The following is a 26,466-nucleotide window of genomic DNA, read 5'->3' on the forward strand; positions in this document are numbered from 1 at the left end:
CATGGAAGTCCTCAAACTGATCCTCAAGAACGCGCTGCGACACAAGCTGCGCACATCGTTGACAGTGCTGGGACTAGTGGTGGCAACGCTGGCGTTCGGCCTGCTGCAGACGGTGGTGGGCGCCTGGTATGCCGGCGCGGACGCCGCCTCCAATACCCGGCTGGTAACGCGCAACGCGATTTCGCTGGTTTTTCCATTGCCGCTGTCGTACGAGAACAGCATACGCGGCATCGAGGGCGTCACCGGCGTGGCCTACGCCAACTGGTTCGGCGGCATCTATCAGGAACCGAAAAACTTCTTCCCGCAACTGGCGATTTCCGGGCGCAGCTATCTCGACCTGTATCCGGAATTCGTGCTCGACGAAGACCAGCGCGCCGCCTTCCTGCGCGACCGCAAGGGCTGCGTCGTCGGCAGCAAGCTCGCCGCACAATATGGTTTCAAACTCGGCGACGTCATTCCCATCAAGGGTACGATCTTCCCCGGCCAGTGGGAATTCGTGGTGCGTGGCATCTACGACGGCAGGCAAGAAACCACCGATACCTCGCAGTTCTTCTTCCACTGGGACTACCTGAATGAAACGCTGCTGAAAACCTCCAAACGGCGCGGCAATCAGGTTGGCCTGTATGTCGTGCGAATCGATAATCCCGATAATGCCGCCGCCATTTCCGGCGCCATCGACCGCCAGTTCAAGAACTCGCTGGCAGAAACGCTGACCGAAACCGAAAAGGCTTTCCAGCTGGGTTTCGTGTCGATGTCGGAGGCGATCGTGGTAGCGATTCGCGTAGTGTCCTTCGTGGTCATCGTGATCATCATGGCAGTCATGGCCAATACCATGGCGATGAGCGCACGCGAACGGCTGGCCGAGTACGCCACGCTCAAGGCGCTTGGCTTCGGACCGGGGTTCCTCGCGCTGCTGATTTTCGGTGAATCGCTCCTGATCGCGCTGGTGGGTGCCGCCATCGGCATCGTGCTGTTGTTTCCAGTCGCGCATGCATTCAGCGCCAAGATGGGCACACTGTTTCCTGTGTTCGAGATCGCGCCGCAAACCCTGCTGCTGCAGGCTCTCGCCGCGCTCACGGTCGGTATCGTCGCGGCGATCGCCCCTACTCTGCGCTCGATGCGCGTCAATATCGTCGACGGCCTGCGGAGTATCGGATGAAAATCCCGCTCAGCTATATCGCCCGCAACCTGTGGACCCGGCGCCTGACGACGCTGCTGACGGCCGCCGGGCTGGCGCTGGTGGTGTTCGTGTTTGCCACCGTGCTGATGCTTGACGAGGGCTTGAAGAAAACCCTCGTCACCACCGGCGAATACGACAATGTCGTGCTGATCCGGCGCGCCTCGGAAACCGAGGTCCAGAGCGGCGTCTACCGCGACCAGGCGACGATTGCGGCGAGCCATCCGTCGATTGCGCTCGGCGCCGACGGACAACCGCTGGCGTCAAAGGAAACGGTGGTGCTGATCGCATTGAACAAGCGCGGCACCGACAAGCCGGCCAACGTGGTGATCCGCGGCGTGTCTCCCGTCGGGCTTGCGCTGCGTCCGCAGGTCAGGCTGTCGGCCGGACGCATGTTCCGCCCCGGCGCGTCAGAAATCATTACCGGCAGCGGCATCGCCAAGCGCTTTTCCGGCACCGCCATCGGCGAAACGCTACGCTTCGGCCAGCGCGACTGGACCGTGGTGGGGACATTCGACGCCGGCAACAGCGGCTTCGATTCGGAGATCTGGGGCGATGCGGACCAGTTGATGCAGGCCTTCCGCCGTCCCGTGTATTCGTCCGTCATCGTGCGCCTCAACGACAGCCACGACTTCGACGCATTCAAGAAGGATATCGAGAGCGACCCGCGCCTGACGCTGGAAGCCAAGCGCGAACAGACGTTCTATGCCGACCAGTCGAAGGCGCTGTCCACTTTCATCAGCATCCTCGGCATGACGTTGTCCATCATCTTTTCAATTGGCGCCATGATCGGCGCCATGATCACGATGTACGCATCGGTTGCCAACCGCGTGGCGGAAATCGGCACGCTGCGTGCGCTCGGCTTCAAGCGGCGCAGCATCCTGGCGGCGTTTCTGACTGAGTCCCTGCTGCTGGCGCTGATCGGCGGCGTGGTCGGACTATTCTTTGCGTCCTTCATGCAATTTCTCTCGTTCTCGACCATCAACTTCCAGTCGTTTTCCGAGCTTGCATTCGGTTTCACACTCAACCCGGCGATTGTGGCCAAGTCGCTCTTGTTCGCGCTGTTGATGGGCTTTGTCGGCGGCTTCCTGCCGGCACTGCGTGCCGGGCGCATGAAGATTGTCGATTCACTGCGCGCGGCTTAGTTGTGCGACTCAAGCGCGCAGCTTGCTGGCCGCCGCCGCCAGCGAAGTAATCTGTTTCCAGTCCCCGTTCCGGATCGCGTCTTTGGGCGTCAGCCACGATCCACCGACGCAGGCGACATTCTTGCATGCGAGGAATTGCGGTGCCGTTTCCTGTGAAATGCCACCAGTCGGGCAAAACATCACGTCGGGCAGCGGCCCCGCGATTGCATTGAGCATCCCGACGCCGCCGGCCGGCACTGCCGGAAACAGCTTCAGTTGCCGGAATCCCGCTTCGCGCGCCATCATCACTTCGGACGGCGTCATCACGCCAGGCAGCAATGGCAAGCCGCTCGCTTTGGCTGCCTCGACCATGCGCGGTGTCAGACCCGGCGATACGCCAAATACCGCGCCGGCGTCACGTGCGGCGACGAACTCTTCGGGCCGGGTCAGGGTTCCGACGCCGACGATTGCGCCCGGCACCTGTTCGGTCATGGCCCGAATTGCCGGCAAGCCATGCTCGGTGCGCAAGGTCACCTCCAGCACCCGGATACCGCCTTCAACCAGCGCCTTGGCCAAGGGCACGGCATGTTCGATGGCGTCGATTGCGATCACCGGAATCACCGGCGATGCGCGCATGATTTCAAGAAGTGTCATGTCTTTCTTTCCATCGGACGTGAGAACAGGAAATCTTCATCCGAGTATGCTTCGGATTGCGGAACGGCCAGACAGTTGTCCGTTTCCTCCGGCATGTGCAGCGGCAGCGGCAAGCCGAAGGTCGCGGCGCCCTGCTCGGCTTCGCTCACTGCATTACGGAAGGTGGCAAACAACTCGCGCCCCATGCCGACGTGGCTGGCTGAGAGATCCGCTGTGGCGACGGTGCGCGCCTGCCATTCGACTTTCGGCACCAGCGCCTGCAAGACTCCCGCCTCGGCATCCAGCCGGATCATGTCGCCGTCGCGCACGCGTCCAAGCGGTCCGCCAGCCAGCACTTCCGGCGACACGTGAATGGCTGCCGGCACCTTGCCGGATGCGCCGGACATGCGGCCATCGGTCACCAGCGCGACATGCCGCCCAGCATCCTGCAGGTTGGTGAGCGCCGGCGTCAGCGCATGCAGCTCTGGCATGCCGTTGGCGCGCGGCCCCTGGAAGCGCACGACCGCCACGAAGTCGCGATCGAGCTTGCCTGCCTTGTAGGCATCCATCAGCGCTTCCTGCGAATCGAACACCAGGGCCGGCGCTTCCACCACCCGGTGCTGCGGCTTGACGGCGGATACCTTGATGATGGCACGGCCGAGATTGCCGGACACCAGGCGCAATCCGCCATCGGCTGAAAACGGCTCCCCTGCAGGCCGCAATACGCCGAGGTCGCCGCTGGTCTGCGGCGCCGGCCGCCACACCAGCGCCTCATCCTCAAGGAAAGGCTCGACGCAGTGCGCGCGCAAGCCTTGCCCCATGACCGTCGTCACGTCATCGTGCAGCAAGCCGGCATCGAGCAGTTCTCGGATCACGAATGGCGGGCCGCCCGCCGCCTGGAAATAATTGACATCGGCTTCCCCATTCGGATAAATGCGCGTCAACAGCGGCACTACCGACGACAGCTTGTCGAAGTCGTTCCAGTCGATCACGATACCGGCCGCTTTCGCCACCGCGATCCAGTGCAGCGTGTGGTTGGTGGAGCCACCGGTTGCCAGCAGCGCCACGACCGCATTGATGATCGACTTTTCGTCGACCACGCGGCCGACCGGGATATACGACTGGCCTTGCGCGCTGATTTCTACCGCGCGCTTGCCGGCAGCCGCAGTCAATGCCTTGCGCAGCGGGGTATTGGGCGGAATGAAAGCCGCACCCGGCAGGTGCAGCCCCATGACTTCCATAAGCATCTGGTTGCTGTTGGCGGTACCGTAAAAGGTACAGGTACCCGGGGCATGGTAAGACGCCGATTCCGACTCCAGCAACTCCTCGCGCCCGACCTTGCCTTGGGCATACAACTGGCGCACTCGCGCCTTTTCGGAATTGGAAATCCCGGTCGTCATCGGGCCGCCCGGTACAAACACTGCCGGCAGGTGGCCGAAATGCAAGGCGCCGATCAACAGTCCCGGCACGATCTTGTCGCAGATGCCGAGGTAGACCGCGGCGTCGAACATGTTGTGCGACAGTGCAATGGCGGTCGCCATTGCGATCGTGTCGCGCGAAAACAGCGACAGCTCCATACCCGGCTGGCCTTGCGTGACGCCATCGCACATGGCGGGCGTGCCACCGGCGAACTGCGCCACGCCGCCTGCCTCTCGCACCGCGTCCTTGATTATCGGAGGAAAGTGCTCGAAAGGCTGGTGCGCGGACAGCATGTCGTTGTATGCCGATACGATCGCCACCGACGGGTTATGCAACTGCTTGAGCTTGAGCTTGTCATTGGCAGGAAATGCCGCGAAGCCGTGGGCGAGATTGGTGCAGGCCAGCGCGGCGCGATGCACGGTGTTGCCCCGCGCCGCCTCGATTCGTGCCAGGTAGGCGTTGCGATAGGGCCGGCTGCGCGCGACGATCTGATCGGTGACCGCCTGCAGAACAGGATGGAGAGCCATGGAAGCATTCCCGCGGAAGAGTTGTTTTTGAAATTTTACTACACTTATCTTACTGATTCAGATCAATCAATTTTCTGCAGAACCTCTCAGAGAATGCAGCCAGAAAAACGACGCACGACATCCCTTTCAGAGAATCAGAGCACAGTCGAAATACAACCTCCTGAGGCAGCGCAAAATGTATTCAAAGATGCAAAACAAATTGTAGTGAATTTACTTAAACATGATGTATAGTTAAACAAATTGAATTTTCCGACCGCCTGCCATGCACCCGTCATCGCTGACCACTACACCGGCCTTTCAGGCACTTGCTTCGCATTACCCTGAAGCCAGGGAATGGCATATGCGCACCCTGTTTTCTCAAGACGTGGACCGCTTTGATCGCTTTTCGGTCGAAGCAGCGGGTCTGCTGCTGGATTACTCGAAGAACCGGCTCAATGCGACGACCGTGCAGCTGCTGCTTCAACTGGCGCACGAGCGCGGCGTGGAAGAACGGCGCGACGCCATGTTCGCGGGCGAAAAGATCAATGTCACGGAACATCGTGCCGTCCTGCACACCGCACTGCGCATGCCGCGCAACAGCATTCTGATGGTAGATGGACAGAATGTGATTCAAGAGGTTCATGCGGTGCTCGATCATATCCAGGCCTTCACCGACCGGGTGCGCTCCGGTGCCTGGACTGGCCATACCGGCAAGCCGATTACCGATATCGTCAACATCGGCATCGGCGGCTCCGATCTCGGTCCGGAAATGGTCTGCCGCGCATTGCGCTCCTTCATCCATCCGCGCCTGACCATGCACTTCGTCGCCAACGTCGACGGCCATGACCTGGATGCGGTACTGGCAAAGCTCAATCCGGAAACCACGCTGTTCATCGTCGCTTCCAAGACCTTCACCACGCGCGAAACCATGCTCAACGCACAGTCGGCTCGCGAATGGTTCCTTGCCCGCGCCGGCGAAGCGGCATTGCCGAAACATTTTGTCGCCGTATCGACCAACACGAAGGCAGTCAGGGATTTCGGCATCGATCCGGAAAACATGTTTCCGTTCTGGGACTGGGTCGGCGGGCGTTACTCGGTATGGTCGGCCATCGGGCTGCCCGTGGCACTGGCCATCGGATTCGACGCCTTTGCCGAATTCCTCGGCGGTGGCCATGCCATGGACCAGCACTTCCGCACCGCGCCGCTGGAACGCAACATGCCCGTGTTGCTGGCGATGACAGGCATCTGGTACCGCAATTTCTTCGGCAGCACATCGCTGTCGATCGCCCCTTACCACCAAGACTTAAGCCAGTTTCCCGCCTATCTGCAGCAACTCGAAATGGAAAGCAATGGCAAGTGCGTGACAATCGATGGAGTGGCTGTTGATTATTCCACTTGCCCGGTCGTCTGGGGCGATGTCGGCACCAATGGCCAGCATGCCTATTTCCAGCTGCTGCATCAGGGTACGACAATGGTGCCGGTCGATTTCATTGCGGCGCTGAAACCGGCGCACGACCTCCCCGGCCACCATACCGTGCTGCTCGCAAATTGCTTTGCTCAGTCGGAAGCATTTATGCGCGGCAAAACTGCCGACGAAGTGCGGGCCGAAATGCGTGCGCAGCAGATCGATGAAGCGGAAATCGATGTGTTGATTCCGCACAGAACGTTCCCCGGCAACCATCCCAGCAATACCATTCTGATGGATACATTAGCACCGGCCACGCTGGGCGCCTTGATTGCGTTGTACGAGCACAAGGTATTCGTGCAAGGCGTGGTTTGGAGCGTCAACAGCTTCGACCAGTGGGGTGTTGAGCTGGGCAAAGTGTTGGCGAAAACAATTGAGACGGAATTGATCGGCAATGCGCATCCGAAGGCGCATGACAGCTCGACCAATGCACTCATCGCGCGCGCCAGGGAAGCGCTGGGGCGCTGATATCGAAAGCAGGAAGTAAAGCGACGTGCGCACGGGTTCGCGCTTTCTTCTCGCCTACGGTAAAAAGTCGCCTAAACTAAAAAGTCATTGATTGCCGACTTCTGTTAACCCAAATCAACCTCACATCATGGCCCTTACAGATTTTGACCTGGCCTTATTCGGCGGCAGCGGCGACTTGGCAATGCGCAAGCTGTTGCCCGCCTTGTACAACCGTGAGCGCTGCAGGGATATTCCCTCCACCGCCCGCATTATCTGTATCGGACGGCACGAATGGAGCCGCGAGGCATTCCTGACTGAAGTCGAGAAAAACGCGAAGCCGCATATCGCGTCCGGCAATTTTAGCGAAGCGGCGTGGAATGCATTTTGCGCCCGCATCAATTACGTCGCGCTCGATGCAATGAACCCCGCGTCTTACCAGGCACTGGTCGATGCCATGCGTCAGGAAACGACCGGCATCAATCGCGTGTTCTACCTGGCCACGCCGCCCAGCCTGTTCGCCACGGTGTGCCACAACCTCGCCGCCTGCGGGCTGGCCACGCCGAATTCGCGCGTCGTTCTCGAAAAACCGCTGGGGCGCGATCTTGCCAGCGCCAAACAGATCAATGAAGAGGTTGGCCGCGTCTTTGCCGAATCGCAGATCTTCCGCATCGACCATTATCTTGGCAAGGAAACGGTACAGAACCTGCTCGCCCTGCGTTTCGGCAATGTGCTGTTCGAACCCCTGTGGCGGCGCGAATGGATCTCCGATGTCCAGATCACCATTGCGGAAGAACTCGGCGTCGGCAACCGTCTCGACTATTACGACACCGCCGGCGCCTTGCGCGACATGCTGCAGAACCACCTGTTGCAACTGTTGTGCATCGTCGCGATGGAGCCGCCGGTGGCCGCCACGCCGGACGCCGTGCGTGATGAAAAACTGAAAGTGCTGCGCTCGCTCAAGCGCTTCACGCCGCACATGCTGGTGCAGAACGTGGTGCGCGGCCAATACCGGTCCGGCTATGTCGACGGCGTCGCCGTGCCCGGCTACCGCAAGGAACCGGGCGCCAATCCGGGGTCGCGCACCGAGACGTTCGTCGCGGTCAAGGCCGAGATCGAAACCTGGCGCTGGGCCGGCGTCCCCTTCTATCTGCGCACCGGCAAGCGCATGGCCGACCAGCTGGCGGAGATCGTGGTGCGTTTCAAGTCGATCCCGCATTCGATCTTTGCGCAGCCCAACAGCAGCTTCCAGCCCAATTCCCTGATCATCCGCCTGCAGCCCGACGAAGGACTGCAGCTGAACCTGATGGCAAAGACTCCAGGCGACGGCATGCGCCTGCGTCCGGTCGAGCTGGAACTGGATTTCCGCGAAACCTTCAAGCAGCCGCGCATGGAAGCCTACGAGCGCCTGCTGCTGGATGTATTGCGCGGCCAGCTCACCCTGTTCATGCGCAGCGACGAACTGGAGGCCGCATGGGAGTGGGTCGAGCCCATCCTCAATTACTGGGAACAGGAAGGCATCGAGCCGATGCCCTATACCTCCGGTACCTGGGGACCGGCGGCGGCCAGTGCCTTGATCGGGCGCGACGGCTTGCAATGGCGCGAAGAATCGCTGCCGGAAGAATTATAAAAAAACAGGCTCTCAATGCTGCTTGACTCGATCCGTACCCAGCTCGACAGCCTCTCCAAGTCGGAGAAAAAAGTTGCCATGGTTGTCCTGAAAAACCCCGATCTCGCGGTGTCCGGCAACATCACCGCATTGGCCAAGAATGCCCAAGTGTCGGAACCGACCGTCGTGCGCTTTTGCCGCGCGCTCGGCTGCGACGGCTGGCATGAATTCAAGCTCAAGCTGGCGCAGGGCCTGGCGCTGGCCTTGCCGCCAGCCGACGAATCGATGTTGCAGGGCGACCTTGCATCGGACCTGGTCAACAAGATCTGCAGCCGCTCCATCAATACCCTGCTCGACCTGCGCAACAGCCTCAAGCCGGCTGCCATCGAGCACGCCCTGGAGCTGCTGGCGCGCGCCAACAAGATCGAGTTTTACGGACAGGGATCGTCGGGCATTGTCGCCGCCGACGCGCAGCACAAGTTCTTCCGCTCCGGCGTGCCCACGGTGGCCTATGCCGACCCGCACATTCACAGCATCTCGGCTTCGCTGCTGCAGAAAGGCGACGTGGTGGTCGCGATTTCGCAGCGCGGCAACAGCACGGCGCTGCTACGCAGCGTGCAGCTGGCAAGAAAAGCCGGCGCCGACGTGGTGGCGCTCACGCCCAGCGGCACCCCGCTGGCCGATCTCGCAACGGTGCTGGTGCCGATTGACCTGAGTTTCAATATCGATCCGTATACGCCGATCTCGGCGCGCCTGGCGCACCTGGTCGTGATCGACATCCTCGCCGTCGGGCTGGCGCTCAAGCGCGGGCCGGAATTCCGCAAGAAGATGCAAAACGCGCAAAAGGCGCTACAAAAATACGACTTGCAGTTCGACGCCTACTATCGCCATGCGCCCAAGACGTAACCGAACACGCACTGATGCATATCTAACAAGCAAGAATTAAGCGTTGTTGCGAGCGCCAATCTGGGTATCATTTACGTTTTTCCTCTTTTCTGCTCCACTCGCAGCCAGATTCCATGAACCAGCTCGAACAACTGAAACAGTACACCACCATCGTCGCCGACACCGGCGACTTCCAGGCCATGAAGGCCTTCGCGCCGCGCGACGCAACCACCAATCCATCGCTGATTCTCAAAGCCGTGCAAAAGGACGAATACAAGCCGCTGCTCGAAAAGGCGGTGCGCGACCACGGCAGCAAATCGATCGCCGAGATCACGGACCATCTGCTGGTCGCCTTTGGCCTGGAAATCCTGAAGATCATTCCGGGGCGCGTCTCGACCGAAACCGACGCGCGCCTGTCGTTCGACACGCAAGCCACCATCGACAAGGGACGCTCCCTGATCGCGCTGTACGAAGCGGCAGGCATTTCTCGCCAGCGCGTGCTGATCAAGATTGCTTCGACCTGGGAAGGCATCCGCGCCGCACAGGTGCTCGAGAAGGAAGGCATCCGCTGCAACATGACGCTGCTGTTCGCGCTGCCGCAGGCAATTGCCTGCGCCGACGCTGGCGTGCAATTGATCTCCCCGTTCGTCGGCCGCATCTACGACTGGTACAAGAAATCGACGGGTCAGGAATACAGTGGCGCGGACGATCCGGGCGTGCAGTCGGTCAAGCGCATCTACGACTACTACCGCAAGTTCGGCTACAAGACCGAAGTAATGGGCGCGAGCTTTCGCAACACCTCACAGATCACCGAACTGGCCGGCTGCGATTTGCTGACGATCAGCCCCGAACTGCTGCAGAAACTGTCGGAAAGCGACGCCCCGGTGGCCCGCAAGCTGAGCCCGGAGCAAGCACAGGGCGCGGGCCTGCAAAAGCTGGACCTGGATGAAAAATCGTTCCGCTTCATGCTCAATGAAGACGCGATGGGAACGGAGAAGCTGGCCGAAGGCATCCGTCTGTTCTGCGCCGATGCGGTGAAGCTGGAAAAGATGATCGCCGCCTTGCGCTGATCGCTTGCCCGTCACTCGTTCCGTTCGGGGACGTCCGACCGCTTCCACATCGCTTGATATGCGACTTCAAAGCCGTCGAATCGGGGACGATCTCGAACGGAATGTGATTGGCAGTCGCCGCCCCATGCGGCGATGAGCGCATTGGGCTGTCCCGCCTGAACATCAGCCTGACGCGCGAGCGTGAGCGTGAGATCGGACAGGTGCCGGTTTGGACTTGACTGTCGCCTTTTTCCCGGAGATCGATTGCCGGACTGTCTTGCACACCGCACGGCAAAAAGATTCTAAGCGCGCACGATCACCGCTCAGATCCGGCATGGCGTGCTGACACTGCGCGAGGTTTTACGGAGCGGCTGATCGCCCCGGCGACAGGCTAACCAAACACGCGTCCGAGCGTGAAATAGCCGAGTAGGAACAGCGCCAGCGCAATCGCGAACTGCTTCCAGAAATTCCTGTTCATGCGTGGCTCCTAAATGACGCGCTCATTCTTCAGCTGCGCAATGCGTGCATCGTCGAAGCCAAGCGCGCGCAGCACTTCATCGTTGTGCTCGCCCAGTGCCGGGCCGAGCCATCTGGTTTCGCCGGGCGTCTCGGATAACTTGGGCGTGATCGCCGGGAGCTTGAGCGGCGTGCCATCACTGAATGCGTGCTGTTCGAACATGCGCCGCGCCAGGAACTGCGGATCGCTCATCATGTCGCGCACCGAATAGATCTTGCCGACCGGGACATCGGCCGCCTTCAGGATCGCCAGCGCCTCGTCGATCTCCTTCGACTCGCACCATGCCTGGATCGCGCCGTCGATTTCCTCCGTACGCGGCACGCGCCCGTCGTTGCGCGCCAGTTGCGGATCGTTCGCCATGTCGTCGCGCCCGATCGCCGTCATCAGGCGCTTGAAGATCGCGTCGCCGTTGCCGGCAATGACGATATTCTCGCCGTCCGCCGTGGTATAGGTATTGGACGGCACGATGCCAGGCAAGGCGCCGCCGGTGCGGGTACGCACCACGCCGGCATAGTCGTATTCGGGCACCATCGACTCCATCATGTTGAACACGGCTTCGTACAGCGCCACGTCCACCATCTGGCCCTGGCCCGCCACGCATTCATCGCCCGTCTTACCATTCCAGCGCCCGCCCGTCACGTCGCGGTGGCGCAGCGCCATCATGGCGCCGATCACGCCGTGCAATGCGGCGAGCGAGTCGCCGATGGAAATGCCGATGCGCACCGGGGGCCGGTCCGGATGGCCGGAGACGTAGCGCATGCCGCCCATCGACTCGCCGATCGCGCCGAAGCCCGGCAAATCCTTCATCGGCCCAGTCTGGCCGTAGCCCGACAGGCGCACCATGATCGTCGCGGGATTGATTTTCTTGAGGTCTTCATAGCCGACCCCCCATTTTTCCAGCACGCCGGGGCGGTAGTTTTCGATGATGATATCCGCGTCCAGCGCCAGGCGCTTGGCGATGTCCTGCCCGCGCGGGTCTTTCATGTTCAGCGTGACGCTCTTCTTGTTGCGTGACTGCACCGACCACCACAGCGAAGTGCCATCCTTGAGCACGCGCCACTGGCGAATCGGGTCGCCGCCGTCGGGTGCCTCGATCTTGATCACGTCCGCGCCGAATTCGGCGAGCATGCGCGAACAAAACGGGCCCGCGATCAGCGTACCCAGTTCCAGGACCTTGATGCCGGCCAGCGGGCCGGAAGATTTTTTTTCTGTCATGTTGATCGCCGGTCGAGCATGGCGCGCGCGATGGTGCCCGCGTCAACATATTCAAGTTCGCCGCCGACCGGCACCCCGCGCGCCAGCCGGCTCACCTTCAGGCCGCGCGCCTTGAGCGTCTCGCTGATGTAATGCGCCGTCGCCTCCCCTTCGTTGGTGAAGTTCGTCGCCAGCACCACTTCCTCGACCTCACCGTCGGTGGCGCGCGCAATAAGCTTTTCGAGATGGATGTCTTTCGGGCCGATGCCGTCCAATGGCGACAGGCGCCCCATCAGCACGAAATACAGCCCCTTGTAGGTCAAGGTCTGCTCGATCATCAGCTGGTCGGCCGGCGTCTCCACCACGCACAACAGGCTTGCATCGCGTGCGCTGTCGAGGCAGGTTTCGCAGACTTCGCTTTCAGTGAACGTGTTGCACTTGGCGCAGTGATGGATTTTCTCGACCGCCTGCGTGAGCGCGCGGCCAAGCATGGCCGCGCCGTCACGGTCGTGCTGCATCAGGTGATAGGCGATGCGCTGCGCGGACTTGGGGCCGACGCCAGGCAGGCGGCGCAATGCTTCGGCGAGGAATTCGAGGCTGGAGGGAGATTTCACTGATCGGTGTCGTGGCTATGACAGGCCGGCGCAAACGTCGGCCCGGTCCGGGAACATCAGAACGGCATCTTGAAGCCGGGCGGCAGCGGCATGCCGGCGGTCAGGCCAGCCATTTTTTCCTGCGAGGTCGCTTCTGCCTTGCGTACCGCATCGTTGAAGGCAGCGGCCACCAGGTCTTCCAGCATGTCCTTGTCGTCACCCAGCAGGGAAGGGTCGATCGATACGCGCTTGACGTCGTTCTTGCAGGTCATCACGACCTTCACCATGCCGGCGCCAGACTGGCCTTCGACCTCGATCGAGGCGAGCTGCTCCTGCATTTTCTTCATGTTGTCCTGCATCGCCTGGGCTTGCTTCATCAATCCTGCCAGTTGGCCCTTCATCATGGTCGTACTCCTGTTCGTTAGTGAATTCGTTGGGAATGTGTTGATTAAGCGGGTCTGATCGATCCCGGCACGATGGTTGCGCCGAATTCGCGCATCAATGCCTGCACGAATGGGTCGCGTTGCAGGTTTTCTTCCGCCTGGCGCTGCCGCGCTTCGCGCTCGGCCACGGCCTGCGCATTGGCGGTATGCTCGACGGCGCCGATTTCAGTCTCTACCCGGATCGGTTTGCCGAAATGTTCGGTTAACGCTGCCGTCAGCTTCTCGACGGAGCCGGCCGAACGCAAGGTTTCCAGCGGAATCCGCAACAGGAACTGCGCGCCTTCGCCCTGCACATCGCAGCGCAGCAGTTCGCTTTGCTGCGCCAGCTGCTGCACCACGCCGCGCAACGGCAGCGATGCGGCCAGCACCGGCCAGTTGCCGTCCCAGTTCAGCGCGGGAACCGGCGTTGGGTCGGGCGCCCTCACCCTTGCCGCGAGTGGCGCCGCTTCCGCCGGCTTTTCGACAACAACGGCCGTGTCCACCTCGTTCAGTGCGACCGAGCCTGCGGGCGCATCAGTTTTTTTTTGAGCCGCCGCACCTGTCGCTTCGGGCATGGCCTGTTCTCTTGCCTGCGGCTTTTCCTCTTCCCATGGCGGAGGCGCGCTCGGCGCCTTGGGCGCGATACTCGCTGCCGGCGGCATCTTGCCGCCATTTCTGGCGGCTTCCAGTGCCGCGCGCGCCGGGCTCATCGCACCGGCCGATCGCGCCACCGGCGCGCTTGCCGTTGCCACTTGGGGAGCGGCGCTCAGCCTCGCGACTGCCGGCGCGGGAGCGGCCGACGCAGGCACCGCCGCCGGCTTCGCATCCGCCGCACCGATACCCGGCCTGAAGGCCAGCATGCGCAGCAAGGTCATCGAGAATCCGGCATATTCGTCCGGCGCCAGGCTCAGTTCATTACGCCCATGCACCGCAATCTGGTAAAACAGCTGCACTTCCTCGGCATCGAAACTCCCCGCCAGGCGCAGGATATCCGCGCGCTCGGGCACGTCATCAGGCACTGCGGCAGGCACGGTTTGCGCCAGCGCGATTCGGTGCAGCAAGGTCCCGAGGTCCTGCAAGGCGGCGTTGTACGACAGGCTGCGCGTGGCCATTTCATCGGCCACCGCCAGCAATCCGGTGCCATCCTTTGCCGCCAGCGCATCGAGGATGCGGATCAGGTAGGACTGGTCGAGCGCCCCCAGCATGCCCTGCACTGCTTCGAGCGTGACCTTGCCGGCGGCATACGCGATGGCTTGGTCGGTCAGCGACAGCGCATCGCGCATCGAACCATGCGCACCCTGTGCCAGCAGGCGCAGCGCCGGCGCATCGAATTCGATGCCTTCCTGGCCGAGAATATTTTCGAGGTGCCCGACGATATGACCGGGCGGCATCTGCTTCAGGTTGAACTGCAGGCAGCGCGACAACACGGTAACCGGAATCTTTTGCGGGTCGGTGGTCGCGAGGATGAACTTCACATGCTCGGGCGGCTCCTCCAGCGTCTTGAGCATCGCATTGAACGCATGGTTGGTCAGCATGTGGACTTCGTCGATCATGTAGACCTTGAAACGGGCGTTCGACGGCGCGTAGATCGCCTGTTCCAGCAATTGCGCCATTTCATCGACACCGCGGTTCGACGCCGCATCCATTTCGATGTAATCGACGAAGCGCCCGGCATCGATCGCGGTACAGGCTTCGCACGTGCCGCACGGCGTGGCGGTGATTCCTGCTTCGCAATTGAGCGATTTCGACAAAATGCGCGACAGCGTGGTCTTGCCGACGCCACGGGTGCCGGTAAACAGGTAGGCATGATGCAGTCGCTTTTGCTCCAGCGCATGCGTCAGTGCCCGCACGACGTGCTCTTGCCCGACAAGTGTGTCGAAACTCTTGGGGCGGTATTTACGGGCCAGGACTTGGTAAGACATAAAGGCGCAAGAGGTTATTTATAAGACGCATTTTACCTGACAGCCCGGCCTAACTTACAGACTTGATCTTTGGATACCCTGCAAGTTGCAATCGGCAAATTCCGACTTGACAGCTTCCTCTTGCGCCGCCTTGACGTAGCCATGGACCAGCATCCCCAACTGGTGCCGGAACACGGGCGTACCGACAGTGTGCGGTCGGCACATCAGCGTCTGGTACAGCAGGCCATAGACGGCGACATGCAGCACATACGCCATGTCTTCCACAAGTTCGGCGCGATTCGGCGTGCCGCTAGCGCGGATTGCCTGCGCCCAGATGCCGACGAAATGGCGATACAGCGTCCGGTACGCCTGTTCGTCCGATATCTGCCGCTCCAGGAATATCAGCGCCGACCACTCCTCGGGCCGCTCGGCGTGCAGGGCGACGACGGTATCCAGCAAGGCATCTACCAGCTCCCCCAAAGGCTTGCCGCGCACCGCTTCGATACGCACAAGCATGCTGTCGCCGACGGACTTGAAGCGCTGATGAATGCAATTGGCCGCAATCGACTTTTTATTCGGGAAATATTCATACAGGGTTCCCAGCCCTACCCCGGCAATGGCTACGAGGTCGCGTATCGTCAGGCGGGCATAGCCGCGCTCCAGCAAAAGCCGAACAAAGGCATCCAGAATCGCGTTCTGGGTGACCCTGGAACGCGATTGAACCGGCTTGCGGCGCGGCTTTAAAGGGATATCAGCCAATTCCTGTCTTCCTGCAAAAGACGAACACCCGAACCGGCGCCAGGCGATAGACTTGAAAAATAATCCACACCCGACAAGACAAGGAGACCCGCCATGCAATGGCCGACCCACGAAGTCACCAACCAGGTTCCGGAACTCGAAAACTACAACGTTTACACCAGCGACCAGGCGCTGCGCGAGGGCGTGCAACGCGGCCAAGCCGCTTGGCATGATGAAAACCTTAACAGATTCGGGGCCGAATTGGGCAGCAAGGAAGTGCTGGCGCTGGGCGAACTGGCAAATAGCCACTTGCCCGAACTGGTCACGCACGACCGCGTCGGCAACCGGCTCGATGCCGTGCAATTTCATCCGAGCTGGCATCAGCTGCTCGGCCTGCTGCGGCGCGAAGGCTTGCATGCGTTGCCATGGATGCAGCCGCAGGCGGGAGCGCAGGTGGCGCGCGCGGCTGGCTATTTCATGCAGGCGCAAGTGGAAGCCGGCTCGCTGTGCCCGACGACGATGACCTTTGCATCGATTCCGGTGCTGCGCAACGAACCGAAGCTGTTCTCGATACTGGAATCGAAGCTGTTCTCACGCGAGCACGATCCGCGCGACCTGCCGCTGGAACAGAAGAAATCGATCATGGTCGGCATGGGCATGACCGAAAAACAGGGAGGCTCCGACGTGCGGACCAATTCCACCGTTGCCCGCTCGCTGAATGGAACGGGGCGCGGTGCCGACTATCTGCTGACCGGCCACAAATGGTTTTTTTCGGCACCGATGTGCGATGCGCATCTGGTGCTGGCCCGCACCGATGCGGGGCTGTCCTGCTTTTTCGTGCCGCGCTGGCGCCCGGACGGCAGCAAGAACGCGGTACTGGTGCAACGCCTAAAAGACAAGCTCGGCAACCGCTCCAATTCCAGCAGCGAGGTCGAATTCCAGGACGCCTACGGCATCATGGTCGGCGACGAAGGCCGGGGCATCCCGACCATCATCGAAATGGCGAACTATACGCGGCTCGACTGCGTCATCGGAAGCGCCGGCCTGATGCGCCAGGCGTTCGTGCAGGCAGCGCACCACGCGCGGCACCGAAGCGCATTCGGCAAGCGGCTGGCCGAACAACCGCTGATGCGCAACGTATTGTCCGACCTGGCACTGGAAAGCGAAGCTGCCACGGTGCTGATGCTGCGCCTGGCGCGCGCCTTCGAATCGTCCGGCGATCCGCTGGAACGCGCATGGCGCCGCATCGTCACGCCCGCCGCAAAATTCTGGGTCTGCAAGCGCGCGCTCGAGTTCACCGGGGAATGCATGGAAGTCTGGGGCGGCAACGGCTATGTGGAAACCGGCCCGATGGCGCGCATGTACCGCGAGGCGCCGGTCAATTCGATCTGGGAGGGTTCGGGCAATGTGATGTGCCTCGACGTATTGCGCGCTGTCGAACGAGAAGCGGAAGGTTTCCTGCTGCTCCTGAACCAGTTCGATCAAGCCGCCGCGCAGCATCCATCCCTGCGCACGCTGGTTCATGCCTTGCGCGCGGATCTGGCGACACCGCCGGAACAACGCGAAATGCTGGCGCGGCGCTTCGTGCAACGGCTTGTGCTGGCAGCGCAGGGAACGCTGATGCTGCAAAACGCGCCGACACCCGTTGCCGAAGCATTCATTGCCAGCCGAGTCGATCCGGATTGCGGCCGCGTCTATGGCACGCTTGCTACAGCCGCCTTGCAGCAACGCATACTCGAACGCGCATGGCCTGTCTGATTCGATAAGGGGGATGATAAGGAAAGGGGCGAGCCTGATCTGCGGCACTTGCGGGAAATGGCTGTGGCTGCTTCGTTCCCGACCTGACCAGGTTGACCATGCCACAATGCGCAGGGGCCCGCCGACGGCTATTTTAACAGCAAAGCGCGGCGGCCGTCGCGCTATTTCCCAGCATTACAGCCCCAATTCCTGCCAGATCCGGTCAACCTTGGCTTTGACTTCGTCGGTCATGGCAATCGTCCTACCCCATTCGCGGTCGGTTTCCCCCGGCCACTTGTTTGTCGCGTCGATTCCCATCTTGCCACCTAACCCGCTGACGGGCGACGCGAAATCGAGATAATCGATCGGCGTGTTATCGACCAGGGTGGTGTCGCGTACCGGGTCGACGCGGGTAGTGATAGCCCAGATCACTTCCTTCCAGTCGCGTACGTTCACATCCTCGTCGACCACGACGATGAACTTGGTGTACATGAACTGGCGCAGAAAGCTCCAGACGCCGAACATGACACGCTTGGCGTGCCCCGGATATGCCTTTTTCATCTGCACCACCGCCATGCGATAGCTGCACCCCTCTGGCGGGAGATAGAAATCGGTGATTTCGGCAAACTGTTTTTGCAACAACGGGATAAATACTTCGTTCAGCGCCACACCCAGGATTGCCGGTTCGTCCGGCGGCTTTCCAGTGTAGGTCGAATGATAAATCGGGTCGCGCCGCATTGTGATGCGGTCAATGGTAAATACCGGAAACCACTCCTGCTCGTTGTAATAACCGGTATGGTCGCCATAGGGGCCTTCCAGCGCATGTTCATAGCCGCTCGGATGCGACTCGTCAGGATAAATGTGGCCTTCCAGCACGATCTCGGCGGAAGCCGGCACCCGCAACTCGCTGCCGATCGCCTTCACCAGCTCGGTCCGGCTACCGCGCAACAAACCTGCAAACTGGTATTCCGACAAGCTGTCCGGCACTGGCGTCACCGCCCCCAAAATAGTTGCCGGGTCGGCGCCGAGCGCAACCGCAATCGGATAAGGCTTGCCGCGATTGACGATGCAGTGTTCACGGAAATCAAGCGCACCGCCGCGATGTGCCAGCCAACGCATGATCACCTTGTTACGATCAATGACTTGCTGCCGGTAAATACCCAGGTTTTGCCGTTTCTTGTGCGGCCCCTTGGTAATGACGAGGCCCCAGGTAATAAGGGGAGCGATATCGCCCGGCCAGCAATGCTGGATTGGCAACTTCGCCAGATCGACATCATTGCCCTCCCACACCACATCCTGGCATGGCGCAGAACGTTGCTCCTTCGGCGCCATGTCCCACAGCGATTTCACCATCGAACCCAAGCCGAGCACATCCTTGAAGCCCTTCGGCGGCTCCGGCTCTTTCAATGTTGCCAGCACATGCCCGATCTTGCGCAACTCACCAATATCATCCGCCCCCATTCCGAGAGCGACGCGGCGCGTTGTGCCAAAGAGATTGGCAAGCACCGGGATGGTGTGGCCGCTCGGTTTTTCGAACAGTACTGCCGGGCCACCCGCGCGCAAGGTGCGGTCACAGATTTCGGTCATTTCCAAATAAGGCGATACTGCTACCGAGGTGCGTTTTAATTCACCAAATCGTTGCAATTGGGAAATAAAATCGCGCAAATCCGAATATTTCATGATTTTTTACAATGTCTGAAACTTGTTTCTATTTTTAGAATAGCGAACACAAGTTCTTGATTCTATTGATTTTCTGCTGCGTTGCAGCGAGATTTCAAGATTTAAAAGTTATATAGAATCAATTTGATAGTATTGACTTGATATAAACACGCACCTAAAATCTGCCCAGCTTGATGAGAGAGCGAGCCGGGACTGACGGTGACGCGACAAAGACTTTCATCGTTCACGGGATCGGGGCCCATTACATTTTAAGGAGTGTTATCAAAAGGCGTCTGCCTTCTCCCCCGAAAAAGTTGTTTGCCGCTGATATGGCGCTGCTAGGCAGCCGACAGCCCGATGCAAACAATTCCGACGCCTGTTGCTTGCGCCATGCATGTCGACAGGCGATGTTTCTGATCACGACCGGCACCAGACGCTACGAATCGTTATAGCGGCTGCACTCGCGTGTCGTGACGATTCAGGAGGCTCTATGTTAAATCGATGTATCCGGGTAACGTTTGACTTCACCCGACGCAAGGCTAGCCAATCGGCCGCTTGGGCAGTTTTCGCCGGCGACACCGTACGCGGCTTTGTCACGACTGCGCACCACACGCTCATGATTCTGGGAATCATCGCCATTGCGGCACTTAGCGCAATGTTCGTCAAACCGGAGCTGGCCGACCAGCTGCTCGCCCTGTCCCCTTTTATCGAGGCAGATACTGCTGAAGCTGAGGATACGGTTGCGGCCGCCGAGCCAGCTGAAACACCGGTCCAAACTGCCGCCCCAAGCAAAGTGCCCAGCGAAGACGATAGCAAACTAGCGGCCAATTCACGCCAACAGCAATGGGTTACCAGCTGGCTATCCAAGCGCTATCGGGTCGCATCCGATGCCACGCATATGCTGGTATCGACTGCCTACATGACCGCCAAGGATATCAAGCTCGATCCGCTGCTGATCCTGTCGGTAATGGCAATCGAATCGGGATTCAACCCTTTTGCGGAAAGCCCGGTGGGCGCGCAAGGCCTGATGCAGGTCATGTCAAAAGTACATCACGACAAGTTCCAGGAACTCGGTGGCGTAAAAGCTGCCCTCAATCCGGCTGCCAACATCCGGGTCGGCTCGCTGATCCTGAAAGATTATGTGACGCGCGGCGGTTCGATTGAAGCCGGATTGAAGCTGTATGTCGGCGCGGGGGCATTCGATTCCGACTCGGGTTATGGCGCAAGAGTCTTGGCAGAATATCGCCGCCTGAAAGACGTATCCATGGGCAAGAAGGTCCCGGTATCTACCGTCGCCGCAAAACCACGCCAGCCGGAGATCAAAACGAACGGCAATGCAGAGGAACCAACCTCCGCAAGTGCGTCGAAGGATTCCTTCACAAAGGATGGCAAGCTAGCCGCATTGTAAGAATCGCTACGAGCTAATAAAAAAGGAGCCGAAGGCTCCTTTTTTATTACTTATACATCTTGATACAACCTGTCTAGTGCCGGACATTAAAGTAGTGGCGCAACCGGTTAACCGCTTCCTGCAGGTTTTCCATTGACGTCGCATAGGACAGGCGGATGTACTGGCGCGCCGTGTAAGGCCCGAAATCGAGCCCCGGAACCAGTACCACGCCGGCTCGGTTCAACATGTCAATGGTCAACCGGTCAGCGTCATCCGACAACGCCGAACAATCAGCATAGACGTAGAACGCGCCATCCGGCGTCACCGGCACTTTGAAGCCAAGTTCGCGCAGCATGGGAACAATGTAATCGCGGCGGCGCTTGAACTCCGCCTTGCGCTGTTCATAGATGGCGATGGATTCCGGTTCGAAGCAGGCTACGCCCGCATGCTGCGCAATGCTTGATGCGCAGATGAACAGATTTTGCGCCAGCTTTTCGATCTGCGGAACCATCTTTTCCGGCACCACCAGCCAGCCGAGCCGCCAGCCAGTCATATTGAAGTATTTCGAAAAGCTGTTGATGACAATGACGTCCTCGCCCAAGGACAATGCCGAGAACGGCTCCTCATCGTAAGTCAGCCCCTGATAGATTTCGTCAACGATCGTAAAGCCATTCGTCTCCCGCACCGTCGCAACGATTTTCGCCAGCTCTTGGTGTGGAATCGAGGTTCCAGTCGGATTCGATGGCGATGCCAGCAGCACACCGCCGGTGACCGCACTCCAGTTTTCGCGTACTTTTGCATCCGATAGCTGAAAACGCTGCTCGGGGCCGCTCGGTATCATCTTTGCTTTACCGTCGAACGCCGCGACAAAGTGGCGATTGCACGGATAGGATGGATCCGGCATCAGCACTTCCGCATCTTTCTCCACCAAGGCCGCACAGGCCAGCAGCAATGCTGCCGATGCGCCGGCCGTGACAATGATGCGCGATGGTGCGATCTGCAGTCCGTACACCCGCTGGTAATGTGCGGCAATCGCTTCGCGCAAGGCAGGAATGCCCGTGGCCGACGTGTACTGCAATCGGCCATCGGCCATAGCGCGTGCCGCGGCGTCGATCACCGGCTGGGCTGCCGTGAAATCGGGCTCGCCGATGCCCATATGAATGATGTGACGCCCCTGTCGTTCCAGTTCGGTTGCCATTTTCGCCAGCTCCATTACATGGAACGGTGCGATATTGGCAAGGCGCGATGCGAGCGTAAGATCGAGGCTGGAGGAATTCATACAGGCAGGGGTTTTGCCGCAGGCTGTCGCTGCGGCTCGATGTGATTAATGCTTCTTCGCGTCGTCCACTTCGACATTGCGCACCTTGGCGGCAAACTTGTCGAGCACGCCGTTGACGTACTTGTGACCGTCGATGCCGCCGAAGGACTTGGTCAGCTCGACCGCCTCGTTGATCACCACCTTGTAGGGGATTTCAAGGTGATTGTTGAGTTCGTATGCGCCGATCAGTAATGCGGCATGCTCCACCGGCGACAACTGGTCGATCGGCCGGTCGATCAGCGGCGCCAATCCGTCGCGCAGGCTGGACGCCTGCCTGATCGTACCGTGCAACAGCGTATCGAAATGCTCGGCATCGGCCTTCTCAAAACCGTGCGCTTCGCGGATGTGCGCATCGATCGCGCCCGCATCCTCATGATTCAGCAGCCATTGATACAAACCCTGCAGCGCGAATTCGCGCGCGCGATGACGCGGCGTGCGATTCTTGTTCGGATTCGCGTGAACAATCTTTTGGGTCATTACTTATTCTTCCTCAGTTACTTCGCCGAGCTCTTCCAGAGCGATCGCCAGATTAGCCATTTCGACGGCAACGCGCGCCGCGTCCGTGCCCTTTTCCGCCATGCGTGCTTCGGCCTGCTCGTCAGTCTCGGTCGTCAATACCGCGTTGGCAATCGGAATGCCGAAATCCAGTCCGACGCGGGTAATCCCCGCGCCCGATTCATTAGACACCAGTTCGAAGTGATAAGTCTCGCCACGGATTACGGCGCCGATTGCGATCAATGCGTCGAACTGCTGGGTTTCAGCCATTTTTTGCAGCGCCAATGGAATTTCGAGGGCGCCCGGCACAGTCACGTGCAATACGTCTTCGTCGGCCACGCCAAGATGCTTCAGCTCGGCAAGGCAGGCGGACAACAGGCCGTGGCACACGTCTTCATTGAAGCGTGCCTGAACGATACCGATACGTACGCCTTCGCCGCCCAAATTGCTTTCGTATGTTCCTACGGTCATGATGATTCCTTTACGCGCGACTGCGCTCATTGATTGTTGGCCAACACCTGGCTTTCCGCAATACTGAAAAGGAATGTCAGGCGTTGATATTCTTCGAAGTTCAGCCACTAGCCGCCGTAATGCGGCAGGATTTATTGGTTCGGCTTGTCCTGGTAGCCGGTCACTTCCAGGTTGAAACCGGCCATCGACGGCATCTTTCTCGGATTGGCGAGCAGTTTCATCTTACCTACACCCAGATCCTTCAGGATTTGGGCGCCGATACCATAAGTCCGCAAGTCCATGCGCGATTCGCGCGCCTGCGGTTTCACATCGGGAGCTGTCAGCGCGGCAAATTGCGCAAACATTTGGTCAGCCGATTCTTCACAATTAAGCAGCACTACGGCGCCGCGTTCAGCCGCCTTGACCGCCGCCAGCGCGGATGCCATGTTCCAGGAATGGGTGGTGGCCCGTGTTTCGAGCAGATCCAGAATCGAGACAGGCTGATGTACGCGCACCAGCGTCTCCAGCTCGGTCCTGATTTCGCCATGCACCAAGGCCAAATGGGCGCTGCCGCTGGCCTTGTCGCGGTAAGCAATCGCCTTGAAGTCGCCGTGTGCAGTATGCATCACGCGTTCGCCGACGCGTTCGACAATACTTTCATGCTGGCTGCGGTAATGGATCAGGTCGGCAATCGTGCCGATCTTGAGACCGTGCTCCTGCGCGAATTCCATCAAATCCGGCAAGCGCGCCATGGTGCCGTCGTCCTTCATGATTTCGCAAATCACCGCTGCCGGCGTCAGGCCAGCCATTTCGGCCAGGTCGCAGCCCGCTTCGGTATGGCCGGCACGCATCAGCACGCCGCCCTTTTGCGCCTTCAACGGGAAAATATGGCCCGGCTGCACGATATCGGAAGGCTTGGCATTTTTTGCCACCGCGACCTGCACGGTGCGTGCGCGGTCCGCGGCCGAGATGCCGGTCGTAACGCCTTCGGCCGCTTCAATCGAGACGGTGAAAGCGGTGCCGTACGACGTTCCGTTACGGGCCGTCATCATCGGCAGGTTTAATTGGTTGCAACGCGCTTCCGTTAAGGTCAGGCAGATCAATCCGCGACCATACTTGGCCATGAAGTTGATGGCCTCTGGCGTCACGAATTCGGCGGCGAGAACCAGATCGCCCTCGTTTTCGCGATCTTCCTCGTCGACCAGGATAACCATGCGGCCGGCGCGCAGCTCGGCAACGATTTCTTGTGTTGTTGAAATAACCATGACATAAATCCTATGTAGCAGGCTATTTTAAAGGATTTAGGCTGCTTCCAACTTTCAGAACCACAACTATCGGCAGGTTTTGTGGCTCAATGCCGCCTAATCACGAAATCGGCCGCCTAAAATCAGGCTTTCAGGCTGAGCATACGCTCCACATAACGCGCAATCAGGTCAATTTCCAGATTGACCTTCACGCCTGGCTTAAGGTGCTTGAGCGTGGTTACCTCGACCGTATGTGGAATCAGATTGATCGAAAACTCGCAGCCGCTGGCGCCATCCACGATGCGGTTGACGGTAAGCGACACGCCATTCACAACAATCGAACCCTTGTAAGCAAGGTACTTGGCAAGATCCTTCGGCGCCTCGACCACCAGCTCCACTGACTCACCAACCGGCTCGAACTTGCGCACCACCCCCAACCCATCGACATGGCCGGAAACCAGATGTCCGCCCAGCCGGTCAGCCAGCGTCAGCGCCTTTTCCAGGTTGACCTCGCCCAATCCATCCAGCCCAGCGGTGCGATTGAGGCTCTCGCGCGACACGTCGACCACGAAACCGTGATCTGTCTTTTGCACGACGGTCATGCACGCGCCATTCAATGCAATTGAATCGCCGAGTGCGACGTCGGCCAGCGGCAATGCACCGGCATCAACTGTGAGGCGCACGCCTGCATCGGCTTGATTGCCCAATGGAGAAATGGAAGTGATCTTGCCGACCGCGGCGACGATTCCGGTAAACATGCTTAAAATCCGATTAAATGAAACGAGCAAGGATACGCAAATCCGGCCCGATTTGCTTAACTTCGTGAAACGACAGCGACTTCCTGCCGTCAAGGCTGGCGAGCGCCGGCAAATCAAACAAGCCTTGCGCATCACCCAGCAGACTGGGCGCCAGATAGAGCAGCAATTCGTCGACGCAGCCCTCGCGGATCAGCGATCCGTTCAGCTTAAATCCAGCCTCGACATGCACCTCGTTGATCTGCCGCCTGCCGAGCTCATGCATCAGTGCGGGCAAGTCCACTTTTCCATGCGCATTTGGAAGCACAATTATCTCAGCGCCGCGCTCGCGCAATTGCGCTTGCTTTTCGGGATCGGCGCTCGCCGCAACGACCCAGGTGCCGCCACCGTCCAGAATGCGCGCTTGCGGGCTGATCTGAAGCTGGCTGTCGATCACGATACGGCGTGGCTGGCGCGGGGTATCGACCGCCCGCACATTTAGTTGCGGATTATCCGCCAGCACTGTGCCGATACCCGTGAGCACCGCGCATGCGCGCGCGCGCCACCAGTGGCCGTCATCGCGCGCGGCATCGGAGGTAATCCATTGGCTACGGCCGTTGTGGAGTGCCGTCTTGCCGTCGAGGCTGGCGGCAGCCTTCATCCGGACCCACGGCTTGCCGCTGCGCATGCGCGACATGAATCCGATGTTCATGTCACGGGCTTCGTCTTCCAGCACGCCACAAGTCACCGCGATGCCGGCAGCCCGCAGTTTTTCCAGCCCCTGCCCCGCCACCAGCGGATTGGGATCGGCGATTGCCGCGACCACTCTGGCCACACCGGCCTTCACCAAGGCATCCGCACAGGGCGGCGTGCGCCCGTAATGGCTGCAGGGTTCCAAGGTTACATAAACTGTCGCACCGCGAACATCAGCACCGCGGCATGCGGCATCATTGAGCGCCTGCACCTCTGCATGTGCCTGTCCCGGCGGCTGGGTATGACCTTCGCCGATGACCTGCCCATCCTTGACGATCACGCAGCCGACTCTCGGGTTCGGCGTGGTAGTAAACATGCCTTTCGATGCCCATTGCAGGGCGCGTTCGATGCCCTGCCGATCGCTGGTAATTTCCACGGGATTTATCATGTCCGGTTATTGAAGTCGCTGCCGGCTACCTGCGCAAGCTGGCCCATTCTATCGCCAAAGCCTTCCGGCGCGCGGCTCAACAAGTTGCGCCATCGGTATCCGGATTGCAAACACGGGGGCGTCCCAGGAAGTTCAGCTTGATCTTCCTGGTCTGTTTGCCGAGCTTGAATGTAAAGGTGCCGAATTGCGTAGCCTGGCTGCTGGCATTGGTGCGCGTGCGGCCGGAGCCGGTATAAGCCAGATATTGTACTTTTGAATCGGTAAGGCTGGCCGCAATGCTCATTCCACGCGCAGCCGCGTCATGGGAAAAGATGATTCGCTCGGGACTGTCCGGCCTTTGGTTCCCGTTTTCATCAATGAAGACGACCCAGCCTTTTGCCCAGTCGCCAGTCGCATCCTTGGGAACAAGGTCCACCCGCGCTCCCAGGCGAATTGCCTCCGATCGGGCGAGATATATTGCGGAGAAAAAATCATTAACAGTCGTCGCGACCCGTTGGCGCTCGACCATATCCCGGAAGTTCGGCGCGCCGAGCGAGGCAAAAATACCGATGATAGCGATCACAATCAGCAACTCTGTCAGCGAAAACCCTGCGCGCCGGCTGCCCTGCAGTATAGCGGCAGACAT

The 26,466-nt window shown here is 59.9% G+C and carries 23 protein-coding genes and 1 other RNA gene; 8 read left to right on the plus strand and 16 right to left on the minus strand.

Annotated elements, in window-relative coordinates:
- Position 1: 1 nt before the first annotated feature.
- A complete protein-coding gene (locus TSA66_RS09045) occupies positions 2-1,159 on the plus strand; it encodes an ABC transporter permease (protein WP_040039760.1) in 1,158 nt (385 codons plus the stop codon).
- Positions 1,156-2,322: an ABC transporter permease gene (locus TSA66_RS09050; protein ID WP_040039761.1), complete on the plus strand. Its 1,167-nt coding sequence runs from the start codon at positions 1,156-1,158 to the stop codon at positions 2,320-2,322. Before TSA66_RS09045 ends, TSA66_RS09050 begins: the two co-directional genes overlap by 4 nt.
- Before the next feature lie 9 nt (positions 2,323-2,331).
- On the opposite strand, the gene TSA66_RS09055 is transcribed toward TSA66_RS09050, so the two are convergent.
- Both TSA66_RS09055 and edd read right to left on the minus strand, forming a co-directional pair.
- On the minus strand, positions 2,332-2,955 hold the full coding sequence (locus tag TSA66_RS09055; RefSeq protein WP_040039762.1) for a bifunctional 4-hydroxy-2-oxoglutarate aldolase/2-dehydro-3-deoxy-phosphogluconate aldolase: 624 nt from the start codon (positions 2,953-2,955) through the stop codon (positions 2,332-2,334).
- Positions 2,952-4,880 carry a phosphogluconate dehydratase gene (gene edd, locus TSA66_RS09060; RefSeq protein WP_040039763.1) on the minus strand — a complete coding sequence of 643 codons (1,929 nt, stop codon included), beginning with the start codon at positions 4,878-4,880 and terminating at the stop codon, positions 2,952-2,954. The genes TSA66_RS09055 and edd overlap by 4 nt, the downstream gene beginning before the upstream one ends.
- A 262-nt stretch (positions 4,881-5,142) precedes the next feature.
- Between edd and pgi the strand changes: the two genes are divergently transcribed.
- From pgi to tal, 4 genes are all read left to right on the plus strand, one after another.
- On the plus strand, positions 5,143-6,792 hold the full coding sequence (gene pgi / locus TSA66_RS09065) for a glucose-6-phosphate isomerase (RefSeq protein WP_040039764.1): 1,650 nt from the start codon (positions 5,143-5,145) through the stop codon (positions 6,790-6,792).
- 127 nt (positions 6,793-6,919) lie between these two features.
- Entirely contained in the window at positions 6,920-8,398 is a 1,479-nt protein-coding gene (gene zwf / locus TSA66_RS09070) for a glucose-6-phosphate dehydrogenase (RefSeq protein WP_040039765.1), read from the plus strand.
- A 15-nt stretch (positions 8,399-8,413) separates the two neighbouring features.
- A complete protein-coding gene (locus TSA66_RS09075) occupies positions 8,414-9,283 on the plus strand; it encodes an SIS domain-containing protein (protein WP_040039766.1) in 870 nt (289 codons plus the stop codon).
- A gap of 113 nt (positions 9,284-9,396) precedes the next feature.
- The gene (tal, locus tag TSA66_RS09080) at positions 9,397-10,332 is read left to right on the plus strand and encodes a transaldolase (protein ID WP_040039767.1); all 936 of its coding nucleotides are present in this window, start codon (positions 9,397-9,399) and stop codon (positions 10,330-10,332) included.
- A gap of 466 nt (positions 10,333-10,798) precedes the next feature.
- On the opposite strand, the gene TSA66_RS09085 is transcribed toward tal, so the two are convergent.
- Genes TSA66_RS09085 through TSA66_RS09105 form a run of 5 tightly spaced genes read right to left on the minus strand, consistent with a single transcriptional unit; the run spans position 10,799 to position 15,697 of the window.
- On the minus strand, positions 10,799-12,043 hold the full coding sequence (locus TSA66_RS09085) for a CaiB/BaiF CoA transferase family protein (protein WP_040039768.1): 1,245 nt from the start codon (positions 12,041-12,043) through the stop codon (positions 10,799-10,801).
- The gene (recR, locus tag TSA66_RS09090) at positions 12,040-12,636 is read right to left on the minus strand and encodes a recombination mediator RecR (protein WP_040039769.1); all 597 of its coding nucleotides are present in this window, start codon (positions 12,634-12,636) and stop codon (positions 12,040-12,042) included. Before recR ends, TSA66_RS09085 begins: the two co-directional genes overlap by 4 nt.
- Before the next feature lie 56 nt (positions 12,637-12,692).
- Positions 12,693-13,019 (minus strand): YbaB/EbfC family nucleoid-associated protein, encoded by a 327-nt coding sequence (locus TSA66_RS09095; RefSeq protein ID WP_040039770.1) that lies wholly within the window; start codon positions 13,017-13,019, stop codon positions 12,693-12,695.
- Positions 13,020-13,063: 44 nt separating this feature from the next.
- Positions 13,064-14,959 carry a DNA polymerase III subunit gamma/tau gene (dnaX, locus tag TSA66_RS09100; RefSeq protein ID WP_040039771.1) on the minus strand — a complete coding sequence of 632 codons (1,896 nt, stop codon included), beginning with the start codon at positions 14,957-14,959 and terminating at the stop codon, positions 13,064-13,066.
- A 54-nt stretch (positions 14,960-15,013) separates the two neighbouring features.
- Positions 15,014-15,697, minus strand: a complete 684-nt coding sequence (locus TSA66_RS09105; RefSeq protein WP_052452194.1) for a TetR/AcrR family transcriptional regulator — start codon at positions 15,695-15,697, stop codon at positions 15,014-15,016.
- 93 nt (positions 15,698-15,790) lie between these two features.
- Here TSA66_RS09105 and TSA66_RS09110 point away from each other — a divergent pair, with 93 nt between their 5' ends.
- Positions 15,791-17,434: an isovaleryl-CoA dehydrogenase gene (locus TSA66_RS09110; RefSeq protein ID WP_040039772.1), complete on the plus strand. Its 1,644-nt coding sequence runs from the start codon at positions 15,791-15,793 to the stop codon at positions 17,432-17,434.
- Positions 17,435-17,458: 24 nt separating this feature from the next.
- On the opposite strand, the gene ffs is transcribed toward TSA66_RS09110, so the two are convergent.
- An RNA gene (ffs, locus tag TSA66_RS26110) (signal recognition particle sRNA small type) lies at positions 17,459-17,557 on the minus strand.
- Positions 17,558-17,608: 51 nt separating this feature from the next.
- Positions 17,609-19,093, minus strand: a complete 1,485-nt coding sequence (ubiD, locus tag TSA66_RS09115; RefSeq protein WP_040039773.1) for a 4-hydroxy-3-polyprenylbenzoate decarboxylase — start codon at positions 19,091-19,093, stop codon at positions 17,609-17,611.
- Positions 19,094-19,562: 469 nt separating this feature from the next.
- Here ubiD and TSA66_RS09120 point away from each other — a divergent pair, with 469 nt between their 5' ends.
- Positions 19,563-20,480, plus strand: a complete 918-nt coding sequence (locus tag TSA66_RS09120; RefSeq protein WP_052452195.1) for a transglycosylase SLT domain-containing protein — start codon at positions 19,563-19,565, stop codon at positions 20,478-20,480.
- Positions 20,481-20,553: 73 nt separating this feature from the next.
- Here TSA66_RS09120 and TSA66_RS09125 read toward each other — a convergent pair whose 3' ends face one another.
- The 7 genes from TSA66_RS09125 to TSA66_RS09155 form a co-directional block, all read right to left on the minus strand.
- The gene (locus TSA66_RS09125) at positions 20,554-21,738 is read right to left on the minus strand and encodes a pyridoxal phosphate-dependent aminotransferase (protein ID WP_040039774.1); all 1,185 of its coding nucleotides are present in this window, start codon (positions 21,736-21,738) and stop codon (positions 20,554-20,556) included.
- 45 nt (positions 21,739-21,783) lie between these two features.
- Positions 21,784-22,254 carry a transcription antitermination factor NusB gene (gene nusB, locus TSA66_RS09130; RefSeq protein WP_040039775.1) on the minus strand — a complete coding sequence of 157 codons (471 nt, stop codon included), beginning with the start codon at positions 22,252-22,254 and terminating at the stop codon, positions 21,784-21,786.
- 3 nt (positions 22,255-22,257) lie between these two features.
- On the minus strand, positions 22,258-22,743 hold the full coding sequence (ribH, locus tag TSA66_RS09135) for a 6,7-dimethyl-8-ribityllumazine synthase (protein WP_040042365.1): 486 nt from the start codon (positions 22,741-22,743) through the stop codon (positions 22,258-22,260).
- Positions 22,744-22,874: 131 nt separating this feature from the next.
- Positions 22,875-23,987: a bifunctional 3,4-dihydroxy-2-butanone-4-phosphate synthase/GTP cyclohydrolase II gene (gene ribBA, locus TSA66_RS09140; protein ID WP_040039776.1), complete on the minus strand. Its 1,113-nt coding sequence runs from the start codon at positions 23,985-23,987 to the stop codon at positions 22,875-22,877.
- Between the two features lie 122 nt (positions 23,988-24,109).
- Positions 24,110-24,724, minus strand: coding sequence for a riboflavin synthase (locus TSA66_RS09145; RefSeq protein WP_040039777.1), 615 nt, complete (start codon positions 24,722-24,724; stop codon positions 24,110-24,112).
- Between the two features lie 13 nt (positions 24,725-24,737).
- Positions 24,738-25,829, minus strand: coding sequence for a bifunctional diaminohydroxyphosphoribosylaminopyrimidine deaminase/5-amino-6-(5-phosphoribosylamino)uracil reductase RibD (gene ribD / locus TSA66_RS09150; protein WP_040042366.1), 1,092 nt, complete (start codon positions 25,827-25,829; stop codon positions 24,738-24,740).
- A gap of 88 nt (positions 25,830-25,917) precedes the next feature.
- Positions 25,918-26,466: a GspH/FimT family pseudopilin gene (locus tag TSA66_RS09155; protein ID WP_084199438.1), complete on the minus strand. Its 549-nt coding sequence runs from the start codon at positions 26,464-26,466 to the stop codon at positions 25,918-25,920.

Source organism: Noviherbaspirillum autotrophicum (assembly GCF_000818395.1).
GTDB lineage: Bacteria > Pseudomonadota > Gammaproteobacteria > Burkholderiales > Burkholderiaceae_D > Noviherbaspirillum > Noviherbaspirillum autotrophicum.